The following is a 15,317-nucleotide window of genomic DNA, read 5'->3' on the forward strand; positions in this document are numbered from 1 at the left end:
CCGGTGGATCGCCGGCGCGGCCATCGGTCTGATGGCGTTGGTCGTCGGAGCCCCGGCGTCCATGGCGCAGGGGGCCGAGAGCGTCGAGGGCCAGACCTACGTCATCGGCACCGACACCACTTTCGCCCCGTTCGAGTTCCGCCAGAACGGCGAGCTGACGGGCATCGACATGGACATCCTGCATGCCATCGCCGAGGATGAGGGCTTCAAGGTCGAAGTCCGCTCGCTGGGCTTCAGCGCAGCGCTGGCGGCGCTGTCCGCCAACCAGGTCGACGGCGTCATCGCCGGCATGTCGATTACCGACGAGCGCAAGCAGATCTACGACTTCTCCGAGCCGTACTTCGAATCCGGCGTCCAGATGGCAGTGGCCAAGGACGACGAGGACATCAAGGGCTACGAGGACCTCAAGGGCAAGACCGTTGTCGCCAAGACCGGTTCCGAGGGTGAAACCTACGCCAAGTCGATTGCTAAGCAGTACGACTTCACCGTCAAGTCCCTGGACCAGTCCGCCACCATGTACGAGTCGGTCAAGGCCGGCTCCGCCGTCGCCGTCTTCGACGACTACCCTGTGCTGGCCTACGGCATCGCCCAGGGCAACGGCCTGAAGACCGTCACCGACAAGGTTCCCGGAGGCTCCTACGGCTTCGCGGTGAACAAGGGCCAGAACACCGCGCTGCTGGCGGCCTTCAACGACGGACTGGCCGAGCTGAAGGCCAACGGCGAGTACCAGCAGATCCTGGACAAGTACCTGGCCGACCCCACCGTCAACACCCCGGGCAACTTTTTCGACCTGGCGGTCAAGTCCTTCCCGGCCTTGATGACCGGTCTGGGCAACACGCTGGGCGTCACCGCGATCTCCTTCGCGATCGCCATGGCGCTGGGCCTGCTCTTCGGCTTCTTCAAGATCTCCGGCAACATCGTGTTGCGCGGCATCGCCACCACCTTCGTGAACATCTTCCGCGGCACCCCGCTGCTGCTGTGGGCGTTCATGTTCTACTTTGGCCTGCCGCAGCTGACCGGATGGGACATCAGCGTCTGGACTGCCGGCATTCTGACCCTGTCGCTGAACGCCGGCGCCTACGTGGCCGAGATCGTGCGCGGCGGCATCCAGTCGGTGGATCCGGGACAGCTGGAAGCTGCCCGTTCGCTGGGCCTGGGCTACGGCAAGTCCATGCAGAAGGTCGTGATTCCGCAGGCCTTCAAGATGATGACCCCGTCGTTGATCAACCAGCTAATCATCAGCCTGAAGGACTCCTCGCTGCTGCTGGCCATCGGCTTCGCCGAGCTGCTCTACCAGGGCCAGCAGATTTACGCGGCGAACTTCCGCGTCACCGAGACGCTGCTGATCGTGGGCGTCATCTACTTCATCGCCATCATGGCCCTGACCAAGTTGGCCAACTATGCCGATAAGAGGTTCAACAAGTGAGTACCGCAAGCGAGATGAACTCGCAGGTAAAGATCCAGGTCACCGACCTGCACAAGTCCTTCGGTTCCAACAACGTGCTCCAGGGCATCGACCTGGAGATCCGCGAGGGCGAGGTGTTGTGCGTGATCGGGCCTTCGGGCTCGGGCAAGTCCACGCTGCTGCGCTGCCTGAACAAGCTGGAGGACATCACCTCCGGCACGGTGGTTGTCGACGGTTTCGACGTGACCGACCCGAAGGTGGACATCAACGAGGTGCGCCGCCACGTGGGCATGGTGTTCCAGCACTTCAACCTCTTCCCGCACATGTCGGTGGCTGAGAACATCATGCTGGCCCCGGTGGAGCTGAAGAAGATGAACCGCACCGAGGCCCGTGCCAAGGCGCTGGAGCTGCTGGAGCGCGTGGGGCTGAAGGAGAAGGCCGACGCCCGCCCGGCATCGTTGTCCGGCGGCCAGAAGCAGCGTGTGGCCATCGCCCGCGCACTGGCCATGTCCCCGGGGATCATGCTCTTCGACGAGGCTACCAGCGCGCTGGACCCGGAAATGGTCGGGGAGGTGCTCCAGGTGATCAAGGAGCTGGCCGACTCGGGCATGACCATGGTGCTGGTGACCCACGAGATGGGCTTCGCCCGCGAAGTCGCCGACCGCGTGGTTTTCATGGCCGACGGAGTGGTGTGCGAGCAGGGCAAGCCCGAGGACCTCTTTGGCAACCCGCAGCAGGCCCGCACTCAGGACTTCCTGTCCAAGGTGCTGTAGGCGCCTGAGATTGGATGCGGCATCGTGCCGCAGCGCAAGCCGCCCGGAAACGAACAAAAATCTTGTTCATTCCCGGGCGGCTTTGCCATGTGCGGAACAGATCACAGGAACGACATGGAAAATTATCATTGAAGCTTCAAGTTTTAAGGCTAGAGTCGAACCCGAGTTGTTGCGAAGCCGCTCATTCCCGTAGATCCACTGATGGAGATTGAAATGACCACCCGAAACAACCCGACGATGACCTCTGTCGCGCTGCTGGTGCTGCGCGTCGTGCTCGGCTTCATCCTGGCCGCCCATGGCTGGCAGAAGTTCTTCCAATACACCCTGGACGGCGCCACGGCCTCGTTCGAGCAAATGGGCGTCCCGCTGGCTTCGGTGGTCGCTCCGGCCGTGGCCACCCTTGAACTTGCCGGCGGCATTGCCCTGGTCCTCGGTGTGTTGACCCGCGTCGCCGCGGCGCTGCTGGCCGTGGAGATGCTCGGGGCGTTGTTCCTGGTCCACCTTTCGTCCGGAATTTTTGTCGACAACGGGGGATATGAGCTGGTGGCCATCCTGGCGGCCGCGGCGGCGGCCCTGGTGCTGGCCGGTCCGGGGGCGTACTCGGTTGACCGCTTCCTCTTCGCCCGAAAGGCCGCTGTGGCGGTGCCGAGCGTCTAAAGGGTAGTGAACCTCGGCGCCCGAAAGAGCATCTTTCGGGCGCCGGTTTGTTTAAGCGGGCGGCCGGTTGGACGGAGCGGTTGTGCGACGTCGGTTTTGGTGGTGATGTTGACGTGACCGAACCCACTCTGACATACTGAACGAACGGTCAGTATGTAAATATCTTTCAGTGAGGTGAACCCATGGCCCCGACCACACCGCAGGAGCCGGGACTGAGTGCCGTCCCAAGCTACGAAGAAGAGCAGGCACAGGCGCGCTTTGACGCCCTGATCGGCAAGGACTCGCGCATTGAGCCGCGCGACTGGATGCCGGATGCCTACCGCAAGACCTTGACCCGACAGGTTTCCCAGCACGCGCACTCCGAGATCATCGGCATGCAGCCTGAGGCCAACTGGATCACCCGCGCTCCATCGCTGAAGCGCAAGTCGATCCTCATGGCCAAGGTCCAGGACGAGGCAGGCCACGGCCTGTACCTGTACTCCGCAGCGGAAACCCTGGGCACCGGACGCGACGAGCTGAACGACCAGCTGCTGACCGGTCGAGCCAAGTACTCCTCGATCTTCAACTACCCGGCACGCTCCTGGGCGGACATGGGTGCCATCGGCTGGCTCGTGGACGGTGCGGCAATCGCCAACCAGGTCCCGCTGTGCCGCGCATCCTACGGCCCGTACGGACGCGCCATGGTCCGCGTGTGCAAGGAAGAATCCTTCCACCAGCGCCAGGGCTTCGAAATCCTGCTCTCGCTTTCTCGCGGCAGCGAGGCGCAGAAGAAGATGGCCCAGGATGCCATCGACCGCTTCTACGAGCCGGCGCTGATGATGTTCGGCCCGCCGGACGAGCAGTCCCCGAACTCCAAGCAGTCCATGGCCTGGAACATCAAGCGTTTCTCCAATGACGAACTGCGCCAGCGCTTCGTCGGCATGATCGCCGAGCAGGTCAAGGTCCTCGGACTGACCCTGCCGGATCCCGAACTGCGTTACGACGAAGAGACCAAGCAGTGGATCCACAAGGATCTGAACTGGGATGAATTCATGGCAGTAATCAAGGGCAACGGCCCAGTCAACGCGCAGCGCATGGAACGCCGCCGCGAAGCCCACCGCGAAGGTGCTTGGGTTCGCGAAGCCGCCGCCGCATACGCCGCCAAGCAAGTACAAAGTGAGGTTGCCTAACATGAGCCAACAGAGCAATTGGCCCCTGTGGGAAGTATTCGTCCGTTCCTCCCGTGGACTCTCGCACGTCCACGCAGGTTCGCTGCACGCACCGGACGCCCAGATGGCAGTGCGCAACGCCCGCGACCTGTACACCCGCCGCAATGAGGGCGTGTCCCTGTGGGTTGTGAAGTCCGAGGACATCATCAGCTCCGATCCGGATGAGAAGGATGCCTTCTTCGAATCCCCACAGGGCAAGGACTACCGCCACGCGACCTATTACAAGGCCAGCGAGGGAGTGAAGCACCTGTGAACCACGACGAACTGGATGCCGAGCTCGACAGCTTCGGCGACGCGCTCGCTTCGGCCACCCGCGTCACTCCGGGCAACGCACTGCGCCCGGAGGACATCGCCGTGGGCGGTGCCAAGCCGAGCGAGGACGTGGCACGCTACGCACTGACCTTGGGCGACGACGCACTGATCCTCGCCCAGCGCCTGTCGCACTGGATCTCTCGTGCACCTGAGCTCGAAGAAGACATCGCCCTGGGCAACATCGCTCTGGACGTGCTCGGACACGCCCGTTCGTTCCTGACCTACGCCGGCCTGGCATGGGACAAGACCGAAGACGACCTGGCCTACTGGCGCGAAGAAGACGACTTCACCTCGCTGTGGATCGTCGAACAGCCTAACGGCCACTTCGGCGTGACCATCATCCGCCAGCTGATCGTCTCGATCTTCCAGCACCTGCTGTACTCCAAGCTGACCGAATCCGCCGACGAAACCCTGGCCGCGATCTGCGCCAAGGCCGTCAAGGAAGTCGACTACCACCGCGACCACGCCATCCAGTGGACCGTCCGCCTGGGCCTGGGCACCGAGGAATCGGCCGCCAAGATGCGCCATGCGCTGGAAATCCTCTGGCCGTACGTGGACGAGATGTTCCAGGATCAGGAACTGCACCGCAAGCTGGACGGCATCGCAGTGCTTCCGTCCTCGCTGCGCGAAGACTGGGACAAGGAAATCACCGCTGTCCTGGCCGACTCCGGCCTGGAAATCCCGAAGACCGGTCAGGCCATGGCCAACGGCCGCGGCGGAGAGCACTCCGAGCACCTCGGATTCATCCTGGCCGAAATGCAAGTCCTTGCCCGCAAGCACCCCGGTGCGAGCTGGTAGCCACCACACCAACCCTTTCGCCCGCTAAGGGGGGAGCAGTCTTGAGCAACCTGATCACCAACACCGAAGATCTGTTCGCCATCGCCTCGAAGGTCACGGATCCAGAGATTCCCGTGCTGACCATTGCGGACCTCGGCATCCTGCGCGACGTCCTGCAGGACGAGGATGGCGCAGTCCATGTCGTCATCACCCCGACCTATTCGGGGTGCCCGGCCATGGACGTCATCACCGAGGACCTGTACCGGGTCTTCCACGAGGCCGGCCACGAACAGGTCGACGTCCGTTTGGTGCTCACCCCCGCCTGGTCAACCGACTGGATGACCGAGAGCGGCAAGGCCAAGCTGGAAGCCTACGGCATCGCCCCGCCCACCGGGCGGGGCCATGCCGGACGCGTGACGCTCGGCATGAGCGTCAAGTGCCCGCGCTGCCATTCGCTGAACACCCGCGAGCTGGCGCGCTTCGGCTCGACTTCCTGCAAGGCGCTCTACACCTGCAAAGACTGCCTGGAACCCTTCGACTACTTCAAGGTGCTCTCATGACCGACCAAACCACATCAACTCGTCGCCGGGCGTCCTTCCACCGGTTGACCGTCTCCAACGTCCGCCGGCTGACCAAGGACTCCATCGAAGTCACCTTCGCCATTCCCGAGGAACTGAGCGCGGAGTACGACTACGTTGCAGGCCAGTACGTGGCGCTGCGCAAGGAAATCCCGAACGCCGAGGGCGAGCTGCAGGAACTGCGCCGCTCCTACTCGATTTGCGCCGAGCCGACCGGCAGCGAGATCAAGGTGGCCATCAAGCGCGACCTTGGCGGCCTGTTCTCCACCTGGGCCAATGAAAACCTGACCGCAGGCGACCAGATGGACGTGATGAGCCCGGCTGGTGCCTTCATTTCCAAGCATCGCCTGACCGAGATCAACGATCCGTCCAAGATCGACACCGAGGCCCAGGACCGCTTCGTAGCCGTGGCCGCCGGCTCGGGCATCACCCCGGTGCTGGCCATCGCCCGCACCATCCTGGCCGCGAACGAGAACACCCGCTTCGACCTGATCTACGCGAACAAGGCAGCCATGGACGTGATGTTCCTGGAGGAACTGGCGGACCTGAAGGACCGCTACCCGTCCCGTCTGGCCCTGCACCATGTGCTCAGCCGCGAACAGCGCATCTCGCCGCTGCTTTCCGGACGCATCGATTCGGAGAAGCTCTCCACGCTGCTTGACACCGTGGTCCAGGCCCCGAACGTCGACGAGTGGTTCCTGTGCGGCCCGTTCGAGCTGGTGCAGCTGGTCCGCGACCAGCTGACCGGCATGGACATTCCGGCCGAGAAGGTCCGCTTCGAACTGTTCTCCACCGGCGAGCCGAGCAAGCCCCAGGGCCACATCGGCCGCCCGGTCAAGGTCGAGGAGGACGAGGACAGCTACGAGATCAGCTTCACCCTCGACGGCCTGCAGGGCGAGGTCAAGTCCCCGGTGCGCGCCAACGAGACCGTGCTGAACGCCGCCCTGCGCGTCCGCCCGGACGTTCCCTTCGCCTGCGCCGGCGGCGTATGCGGCACCTGCCGTGCCAAGGTCACCAGCGGCACCGTCACCATGGCTGAGAACTACGCCCTGGAGCCTGACGAGGTGGAGGCCGGCTACGTGCTGACCTGCCAGTCGCACCCGACGACCGAAAAGCTCAGCGTCGACTTCGACGCCTAGAAACGGCAGGATGACTTCATGATCGAACTGACGATTGCCGACTCCATCGCCCGCGTGGTGCTGAACGCGCCAAAGAAGATGAACTCGCTGGACGAGGCGGCGCTCGCCGAATTGTCCGAGGCCTATGACCAGGCTGCGGCGGCCGTGGAAACCGGAGAGGTCCGCGCCCTGGTGCTTTCTGGCGAAGGCCGCGGCTTCTGCGCCGGACGCGACATCTCCGGGGTCAACCCGGCCGATGACGACGTCATCGGCTACCTCGAAGGCAAGGTGCAGCCGCTGCTGGAGAAAATGTCCAGCTTCCCGGCTCCCACCTTCGCCCTGGTGCAGGGCGCCTGCCTGGGTGTTGGGCTTGGCCTGGCAGTCGCCACCGACGTGGTGTACGTGGCCGAGAACGCGAAGATCGGTTCGCCGTTCGCCAACCTGGGCGCAACCCTGGACTCCGGGGGACACTGGCTGTTCACCGAACGCCTGGGTGCCCACCGCACCCTTGACATGATCTACACCGCCGAGCTGATTTCCGGCGCCGAAGCGGTGCGCTCGGGCCTGTTCTCCCGCGCCTTCCCGGCCGAGGAACTGGCTGAGCGAGGCGAGGAGATCATCGCCAAGGTCGCCCAGGGTGCAACCCAGGCCTTCGTCGCCTCCAAACAGCTGGTGGCGGAAATCCGCGACCAGCGTGTGGGCCTGTGGAACTCCATGCGCACCGAGAACCGTGCGCAGGCAGCGCTGTGCGACACCACGGACTACGCGGAGGGCTTCAAGTCCTTCCAGGAAAAGCGTCCGCCGGTGTTCACCGGCAAGAAGTAAACACCTGTTGCCAAGCGCCCGCCAGAATCAATCTGGCGGGCGCTTGGTGTATCCAGATCGGCTTGAACATACGTCCACGGCGAAAAGCCATGGACGTTTTTGCGATCTGTCCAAGATCAAGGCGCATTCGCCACAGATTGGTCGAGCAGACTTCCGGACGGTGGCTGCAGCAACGGCCTCCGAATGAGTTTTTTGAACGCAGTCTGCGCGTTGGATATGCATCCTTCAGCCCCGTAGTAGTAGATAACGAACCAAATGGTTCGTTAGTATGTGTGGGTGAATTCAATTTCCTCTGCCCCGCTGCGTGCCGGACGCAAAGAGTGGTCCGCACTGGTCGTACTGATCCTCGCAGTAACGCTGCTGGCCATTGACGGTACCGTCCTCTACATGGCAGTGCCCGCCCTTACCGCCGATCTCGCGCCAACAGCGACACAAATCCTGTGGATCGGCGATATCTATTCCTTCGTATTGGCCGGCTTCCTGGTCACCATGGGCAACGTGGCTGACCGGATTGGGCGCAAGAAACTTCTGATGATCGGCAGCGTGTGCTTCGGGCTCGCTTCGGTTCTCGCGGCATTTGCGCCTAGCCCCGAAATCCTCATTGCAGCCCGCGCGCTGCTGGGCATCGCCGGAGCGACGATCATGCCCTCCACCTTGTCGATCATCCGCAACCTATTCCATGATCCGATCCAGCGCTCCCGCGCTATCGCCATCTGGTCGGCCGGAGCCATGGCAGGCGGCGCTGTAGGCCCGCTGGTCGGGGGCGCCTTGCTTGAACACTTCTGGTGGGGCTCGGTCTTCCTCATTAATGTCCCGGTCATAATCCTGATCGTCGTTCTGGGTGCCATGCTGCTGCCCGAGTCCAAGAATCCCGATGCAGTGCGGATCGACCTCGTCTCGGCGGTCCTCTCGGTCTGTTCCATCGTGCCGGTGGTCTACGCCATCAAGCATGTAATCAGCGACGGGTTTGACTATCTGGTGCTGGGTACCTTGCTGTTCGGATTGGCCGCGGGCTTCCTGTTCATTCGCCGGCAGCGGGGTCTCACCACACCCTTGGTGGATATTTCCCTGTTCAAGATTCCTGCCTTCAGCGGCGCAGTGGCTTCCAATGCGTTGGCAATTTTCGCTTTCTTCGGGCTACTGTTCTTCTTCTCGCAATACCTGCAGTTGGTGCGCGGTTATTCGCCATTATGGGCAGGCATGGCTGAAATGCCAGCCACCATTGCCTCATTGGCAGTCGTGCTGCTGGTCGGGGTAGTGCTATCCCGACTGGGTCTGGGCCGCGCTATCGCCGCAGGTTTGCTGATCGGTGCACTCGGTCTGGCGGCGCTGGGCCTGAGCGAAGGGATGCCGGGCTACATGGGTCTGGGCATTTCACTGGCTATCATCGGCTTAGGCACCGGGCTGGCCATGACCCTCTCGACAGATGCAGTGGTATCGGCGGCGCCGCCGGCACGCGCTGGTGCTGCATCCTCGATTTCCGAGACCGCGTATGAAATGGGTATCGCCTTGGGTATCGGCGTGCTCGGGTCGCTTCAGACGGCGATCTACCGAGCGAACCTACAGATACCAGAGGGCACTCCGGACCCGCTTGCCGAAGCCATGAACGAGTCCTTGGCAAGCGCCGCAGGAGCGCTGGGCTCGTCCGACGCCGAGCTGTTGGCAGTGGCCCAAGGCGCTTTCACCCACGGTATGCAGATCACCGCCTACATCGCATCGCTGCTGCTGGTCATTGCAGCTTTCATCGCCTGGCGGCTCATCCCCTCAACGCCGATCTCCAAGGAGGAAACCCGTGCCGAGCACTGAACCAGTCACCGGGCGTGATGCTACCCGGGATAAGGAACGCACACGACGGGCGCTCATCGATGCGGCCACCGCACTTTTTTCTACTCACGGCGCCGGAGTGAGCTTGGCTGACATCGCAGCCCGGGCCGGGGTGTCCAAAGGTGCATTGACCCACCACTTTGCCAGCCGCAGCGCGCTTGAAGAGGCAGTGATGACTGACGGCGCGCAGCAATTCTGGGATGAGGTTCACGCGCATATCGACCTCGCGGAAAACCGCCCCGGAATGCTTATGCGTGGATATATCAGGGCGCTGACAGGGAACAGCGCGATCATGAGGCAGATCTTCTCGCCAACTTACCTGCTCCAAATCATGGGCAATGAGCAGGTGGCCCAGAATCTCATGGAGCAAGATGCCGCGTCTTGGCGTGAAGCATTTGCCGCGGACGGACTGAGCCAGCCCGCCTCGCTCATGTTGCGTTTTGCCGCGGAAGGGATAGCCATGTCAATGAACTCTCCATACATAACCGCCGAGGAGTTGGACGTAACGCGTCAGTATTTGCTGGGGCTGGCTGAGAGCGGCAGACCCAGCCTATTGGATCCTTCTCGGCCGCCAGCGGATACGGTGTGAACTGACAGTCTCCAGCCTGCATCCCACTGAACGCCAACGGCGATGATTGAACCTGGAAATGCTGGGTCGCGTCGAACCAGCTGGTAACGGTTTAGCCACGATTGCGCCGGAGGCGCCGCCTTAGAATCGATGCAGGGGCCAAGTGGACCCGCAGTCCAGTGCGAACCGTTCATTTTGATCCCGCACCCGGTCGCCGATCTCCGAGATTTCGTGAACAACCGGGACAACCACCTGAGGAGCAAGTTCGGCGAACCCGAGCGCGAGGCCGAGATGTGGCGCCATAGGCCAAAATGCAACTCCGCGGCAGCGCAGGTTTCTCCTCTCTGCCGTATGACTGGCATGACTTCGTCCCCGCGAACCTCTGGGACGAAGCCTCGGGAATTCAGTTTGAACTGGCTGAAGAGCTCATGCTCCCGGAGGAGGCGGACCGGGTGTTTCCAGACATGCCCACCCTGCTATGCATGCGCGGCAAGACACGCCCGACGCTCTTTGCTGCCGAGGCCCAAACCGTCATCGTTGATCCCAAGGAGTTCATTCCGGGCATACTCGAAGAGGCGAACTCTACTATTCAGTGGGTTGAAGCCAACAGAGGAAAGGACGAATCTGGGAATCTCCAGCGTATCCATTCAATTCGCGAAGATTTTCGTGACTGTGCGCCATACCTCTGGGGAGTTCAGGCGCGCTGGCCGCGTTGCACCGATAGCAGGCGCTTTTTGGCAACGACAAAATGTCCGCTGGATCTGATCCGGCGGACGTTTTGTCTTCGGGTGGTTTGCCCGCTTAGCGGGTGTCGGTGTCCTCGAAAATCAGCAGCGTCTGGGTATCCAGCACCGTGGGAAGTGCCTGCAGCTCCTCGAACACCACCCGGCGCAGATCAAGATTGTCCTTGGCGCGTACCAGCAGGATCACATCGAAGTTTCCGCCGACCAGACCGATGTGGTGCACCTCCGGGATCGACGCCAGATGGTCGCGCAGTTCCCGCCAGGAGTGCTGGCGCAGCTTCAATGTCACGTAGGCACTAGCCTTGAGGCCTGTTTTCACCGGGTCGATGACCACCGTGTAGCGGGTGATCACCCCGGCATCCTGGAGCTTGGCGATTCGCGAGTACGCGTGGGCTCGGGAGACATGGACTTTCTGCGCGACGGTGGTGACCGACTGCCGGCCGTCGCTGGTGAGTTCGGCCAGGATTGCGCGGTCGACATCATCCAGTTTCAGTTCCGCATCAGCGGCCATCTGTACTCCTTGCAAGCGGGTCGGACGAGTCATCGTCAAACTCATTTTCTTGATACGAATCGTCTACGAGTATACGTATCCCATGCTCAACTTTCCATGATTAGCGCCGGGAGTGGATACAGATTGCCACTGATACGCATAATTGGTTGCAAATGATGTTTTGGTGAAGCCAGTCACAGGTATGGGTGACGCAGGACCTTCGCAGTACTACGAAAGGTGGGAGAACATGAGCACCGACGCACACGCGGATCGCATGACTGAAGTCAGCGACAAATTCGGGATCACCCCGGAAGACTACATGCTGCCGGCGCGGCACATGATCAACCTTCTGGATCCGGATGGAACCCTCCGTCCGCAGGACAAGCAGGGCACCGAACCGGGCCACGAGTACCCGCTGCCGAGCCCCGCCCGGCTCATGGAAGCCTATTCCGCGCTGGTCACCGGCCGCCGCGTCAACGACCAGAACTCCGCCCTGGTGCGTCAGGGCCGCATGGCCGTCTACCCGTCCAGCCACGGCCAGGAAGCCTGCCAGGTTGCCGCCGCACTGTGCCTTGAAGAGGGCGACTGGCTGTTCCCGACCTACCGCGACACCGTGGCCGTGCTGACCAAGGGCGTCGCGCCGATGGAAGTCATGACCAGCTTCCGCGGCGAATGGCACTGCGGCTACGACCCGAAGGCCTACAACTGCGCCCCGATGGCCACCCCGCTGACCACCCAGCTGCTGCACGCGGTGGGCGTCGCCCACGCGGCCAAGTTGCGCGGGGAAAACACCGTTGTGGTCGCCATGTGCGGCGACGGCGCCACCAGCGAGGGCGACTTCCACGAAGCGCTGAACTTCGCCGCGGTGTTCAACCTCCCGGTGATCTTCTTCGTGCAGAACAACAAGTACGCGATCTCCGTGCCGTTCTCCCAGCAGTCCGCCGCCCCGTCCTTGGCCCACAAGGCCGTGGGCTACGGCATGGCCGGCGAGCGCGTGGACGGCAACGACCTGATGGCGCTGATGTCGGTCATGACCCGCGCCGTGCGCCTGGCCCGCGAGGGCAACGGCCCGCTGCTGGTCGAGGCCCACACCTACCGCATGCAGGCCCACACCAACGCGGACGACGACAAGCGCTACCGCGAGGACTCGGAGGTCGCTGAGTGGAAGGCCAAGGACCCGGTCATCCGCATCCAGTCCTACCTGGATGACGCCGGGCTGCTGACCGAGCAGGCCGCCGCCGATATCTCGCAGAAGGCGGAGGCCGTGGCCAAGACCCTGCGCGACGGCATGAACCAGGACGCGGACACCGATCCGCTGGAACTGTTTGAGCACGTCTACTCTTCCAAGACCCCGCAGATGGCCGAGCAGCAGGCGCTGCTCGCCGACGAACTAGCCCGTGAGGAGGCCTAGCATGACTACCACCACTTCGCGGGTGAACCCGAACGTCTCCGATGCGACCGCCCGTGCAGCGGCCAAGGCCGCCAACGAGAACCAGCCGGTCACCTTCGGCAAGGCATTGAATACCGCGCTGGCCGATGCCCTGACCGCCGAGCAGTCGGTGGTCATCTTCGGCGAGGACGTGGGAACGCTCGGCGGCGTTTTCCGCATCACCGACGGGTTGACCGCCCGCTTCGGCTCCGAGCGCTGCTTCGACACCCCGCTGGCCGAATCCGGCATCGTGGGCATGGCCATCGGCATGGCGATGAACGGGATGCGCCCGGTCATCGAAATGCAGTTCGACGCGTTCGCCTACCCGGCCTTCGAGCAAATCGCCTCGCACGTGGCCAAGATGCGCAACCGCACCCAGGGCCGCCTGCCGCTGCCGATGGTCATCCGCATCCCTTACGCCGGCGGCGTGGGCGGCGTGGAACACCACTGCGATTCCTCCGAGGCCTACTACGCCCACACCCCGGGCCTGAAGGTCTTCACCCCGGCCACCGTGGCCGACGCCTACCTGATGCTGCGCGAAGCCATCGATTCCGAGGACCCGGTGGTCTTCTTCGAGCCGAAGAAGCTGTACTGGTCCAAGGAACAGGTCAACCTCGAAGAGCTGGCCCAACAGTACGAGTCCGGCAAGGCGGCGCGAACCGAGGGCAAGGCGCGTATTGCGCGCGCCGGATCCGACGCCACGCTGATCACCTATGGGCCGAGCGTGTCCACCTGCATGCAGGCCGCCAAGGTCGCAGCGGAGGAGGGCATCAGCCTGGAAGTCATCGACATCCGCACCATCGTTCCGTTCGACGACGAATCGATGGCAGCTTCGGTGCGCAAGACCGGTCGTGCCATCGTGGTGGCTGAAGCCCAGGGCTTCGCCTCCGTGGCCAGCGAAATCGTTGCCCGCGTGCAGGAGCGCTGCTTCCATTCGCTGGCGGCCCCGGTGCTGCGTGTGACCGGCTTTGACATCCCGTTCCCGGCGCCAACGCTGGAGAAGTACAACCTGCCAAGCGTCGAGCGCATCCTGGATACGGTCGACCAGCTCCAGTGGGAGGCCTAAATTGAGCATTAAGACGTTCCTGCTGCCCGACCTGGGTGAAGGGTTGACCGAGGCGGAACTGGTGCGCTGGATGATCGCCGAAGGCGATTCGGTCATCGTCGACCAGCCCATCGCCGAGGTGGAGACCGCCAAGTCGCTGGTGGAGATCCCGTGCCCGTTCGAAGGCGTGGTCTCGACGCTGCACGGCGACGCCGGTCAGATGATGCTGGTGGACGAGCCGTTCATTTCGGTGAACACCGCAGGCGACGAGCCGGAAGCCGCGGCCCCTGCGGCCACCGAGCCCGCCGCTGAACCGTCCTCCGAGGGCGCGCTGTCCTACCGCGAAGAGGAAATGGCCGGCGCCCAGGCGCCGGAGGAAGCCGACGCCGACGAGGCCAGCGGCAACGTGCTGATCGGCTACGGCACCGGTGCCTCCAAGCCGAGCACCAGTCGCCGTCGCCGCCCGCGTGCCGGCATCACCACCGCGGCCGCGTCCAGCGAGACCTCCACCCAGGCCGTGCGGGTCATCAACCCGCTGGTGCGCAAGCTGGCCCGCGAGAACTCCATCGACATCCACGCCGTGAGCGGCACGGGCCCCGAGGGCCTGGTCCTGCGTGCCGATGTCCAGGCGCTGATCGTCCAGGGGCAGCCAGCCGCAGCTATTGCCGCTGCACCGGCAGCCCCGGTGGCCGCTCCTGCGTCGGCCGCTGCACCGGCACCGGCCACACCGGCCAAGGCCGCTGCTGCCACTGCCGCTGGAGAAGACAAGCGCACCGGCCTGCCGGTGGCTTCCAGCCAGGTGCTCGCCGGCGTGCGCAAGACCATTGCCGCCGCCATGAGCACCTCGCGCCGGGAAATCCCGGAAGCGACCGTGTGGGTGGACGTGGATGTCACCAAACTGCTGAAGCTGCGTGGAAAGATCAAGGAATCCGAGGGGCAGGCGCCGAGCATCATGGCGCTGATCTCCCGCTTCGCCGTGGCCGGCCTGCAACGCTTCCCCGAGCTGAACAGCCGCATCGACGTGGAGTCCGACGGCTCGCTGCGACACACCATCTTCGACGGGGTCAACCTGGGTTTCGCGGCCCAGACCGACCGCGGCCTGGTGGTTCCGAACGTGCGCGATGCCCACAAGTTGAACGCCAACGAGCTGTCGGCCGAGTTCGCCCGCCTGGCCGGGGTAGCCCGCGAAGGCAAGGCCGGGGTCTCCGACCTGTCGGGCAGCACCTTCACTATCAACAACTACGGGGTGTTCAACGTGGACGGCTCCGCGGCGATCATCAACTACCCGGAAGCGGCCATCCTCGGCCTGGGCCGGATCGTTGAGAAGCCATGGGTGGTCAACGGAAAAATCAAGGTCCGTTCCATCTGCGAACTGACCCTGAGCTTCGACCACCGCGTTTGCGACGGCGGCACCGCTGCCGGCTTCCTGCGCTACGTGGCCGACGCGATGACCGATCCGAAGAAGGCCCTGTCTACCCTGTAGACGGCCTGGCGCGGGCCCCGCTGCCTGGGAACATTTCCCTGGCGGCGGGGCCTTTTCCGTCTCCTCCGGCCGAGCGTGCGTT

At 63.5% G+C, this 15,317-nt stretch carries 15 protein-coding genes; 14 read left to right on the forward strand and 1 reads right to left on the reverse strand.

All coding sequences use genetic code 11. The annotated features are described in order from the left end of the window. Nucleotides 1-31: 31 nt before the first annotated feature. The 11 genes from IEY43_RS11855 (at nt 32) to IEY43_RS11905 (ending at nt 10,066) form a co-directional block, all read left to right on the forward strand. Complete coding sequence (locus tag IEY43_RS11855) at nt 32-1,426, forward strand: amino acid ABC transporter substrate-binding protein/permease (protein WP_188948836.1); 1,395 nt, start codon at nt 32-34, stop codon at nt 1,424-1,426. Between the two features lie 14 nt (nt 1,427-1,440). After that, nucleotides 1,441-2,178 (forward strand): amino acid ABC transporter ATP-binding protein, encoded by a 738-nt coding sequence (locus IEY43_RS11860; RefSeq protein WP_047120861.1) that lies wholly within the window; start codon nt 1,441-1,443, stop codon nt 2,176-2,178. A 213-nt stretch (nt 2,179-2,391) separates the two neighbouring features. After that, nucleotides 2,392-2,835 carry a DoxX family protein gene (locus IEY43_RS11865; RefSeq protein WP_188948800.1) on the forward strand — a complete coding sequence of 148 codons (444 nt, stop codon included), beginning with the start codon at nt 2,392-2,394 and terminating at the stop codon, nt 2,833-2,835. Between the two features lie 182 nt (nt 2,836-3,017). Beyond that, on the forward strand, nt 3,018-4,004 hold the full coding sequence (gene paaA / locus IEY43_RS11870; RefSeq protein ID WP_188948801.1) for a 1,2-phenylacetyl-CoA epoxidase subunit PaaA: 987 nt from the start codon (nt 3,018-3,020) through the stop codon (nt 4,002-4,004). A 1-nt stretch (nt 4,005) separates the two neighbouring features. Beyond that, the gene (gene paaB / locus IEY43_RS11875; protein ID WP_188948802.1) at nt 4,006-4,296 is read left to right on the forward strand and encodes a 1,2-phenylacetyl-CoA epoxidase subunit PaaB; all 291 of its coding nucleotides are present in this window, start codon (nt 4,006-4,008) and stop codon (nt 4,294-4,296) included. Then, the gene (paaC, locus tag IEY43_RS11880; RefSeq protein WP_188948803.1) at nt 4,293-5,153 is read left to right on the forward strand and encodes a 1,2-phenylacetyl-CoA epoxidase subunit PaaC; all 861 of its coding nucleotides are present in this window, start codon (nt 4,293-4,295) and stop codon (nt 5,151-5,153) included. The genes paaB and paaC overlap by 4 nt, the downstream gene beginning before the upstream one ends. Nucleotides 5,154-5,194: 41 nt before the next feature. Further along, entirely contained in the window at nt 5,195-5,692 is a 498-nt protein-coding gene (gene paaD, locus IEY43_RS11885; protein WP_188948804.1) for a 1,2-phenylacetyl-CoA epoxidase subunit PaaD, read from the forward strand. Then, the gene (gene paaE / locus IEY43_RS11890) at nt 5,689-6,849 is read left to right on the forward strand and encodes a 1,2-phenylacetyl-CoA epoxidase subunit PaaE (protein ID WP_188948805.1); all 1,161 of its coding nucleotides are present in this window, start codon (nt 5,689-5,691) and stop codon (nt 6,847-6,849) included. Before paaD ends, paaE begins: the two co-directional genes overlap by 4 nt. Nucleotides 6,850-6,867: 18 nt before the next feature. Further along, nucleotides 6,868-7,653 (forward strand): enoyl-CoA hydratase/isomerase family protein, encoded by a 786-nt coding sequence (locus IEY43_RS11895; RefSeq protein WP_188948806.1) that lies wholly within the window; start codon nt 6,868-6,870, stop codon nt 7,651-7,653. Between the two features lie 276 nt (nt 7,654-7,929). After that, on the forward strand, nt 7,930-9,459 hold the full coding sequence (locus tag IEY43_RS11900) for an MFS transporter (RefSeq protein ID WP_209550415.1): 1,530 nt from the start codon (nt 7,930-7,932) through the stop codon (nt 9,457-9,459). Beyond that, on the forward strand, nt 9,446-10,066 hold the full coding sequence (locus IEY43_RS11905; protein WP_188948808.1) for a TetR/AcrR family transcriptional regulator: 621 nt from the start codon (nt 9,446-9,448) through the stop codon (nt 10,064-10,066). Before IEY43_RS11900 ends, IEY43_RS11905 begins: the two co-directional genes overlap by 14 nt. A 780-nt stretch (nt 10,067-10,846) precedes the next feature. Here IEY43_RS11905 and IEY43_RS11910 read toward each other — a convergent pair. Then, on the reverse strand, nt 10,847-11,299 hold the full coding sequence (locus IEY43_RS11910; protein WP_188948809.1) for an Lrp/AsnC family transcriptional regulator: 453 nt from the start codon (nt 11,297-11,299) through the stop codon (nt 10,847-10,849). Between the two features lie 226 nt (nt 11,300-11,525). Here IEY43_RS11910 and pdhA point away from each other — a divergent pair, with 226 nt between their 5' ends. Genes pdhA through IEY43_RS11925 form a run of 3 tightly spaced genes read left to right on the forward strand, consistent with a single transcriptional unit; the run spans nt 11,526 to nt 15,235 of the window. Further along, nucleotides 11,526-12,689 carry a pyruvate dehydrogenase (acetyl-transferring) E1 component subunit alpha gene (gene pdhA / locus IEY43_RS11915; RefSeq protein WP_188948810.1) on the forward strand — a complete coding sequence of 388 codons (1,164 nt, stop codon included), beginning with the start codon at nt 11,526-11,528 and terminating at the stop codon, nt 12,687-12,689. Between the two features lies 1 nt (nt 12,690). After that, nucleotides 12,691-13,773, forward strand: coding sequence for an alpha-ketoacid dehydrogenase subunit beta (locus IEY43_RS11920; protein ID WP_188948811.1), 1,083 nt, complete (start codon nt 12,691-12,693; stop codon nt 13,771-13,773). A 1-nt stretch (nt 13,774) separates the two neighbouring features. After that, complete coding sequence (locus IEY43_RS11925; RefSeq protein WP_188948812.1) at nt 13,775-15,235, forward strand: dihydrolipoamide acetyltransferase family protein; 1,461 nt, start codon at nt 13,775-13,777, stop codon at nt 15,233-15,235. Nucleotides 15,236-15,317: the final 82 nt, after the last annotated feature.

This window comes from Glutamicibacter protophormiae (genome assembly GCF_014647495.1).
Classification (GTDB): domain Bacteria; phylum Actinomycetota; class Actinomycetes; order Actinomycetales; family Micrococcaceae; genus Glutamicibacter; species Glutamicibacter protophormiae.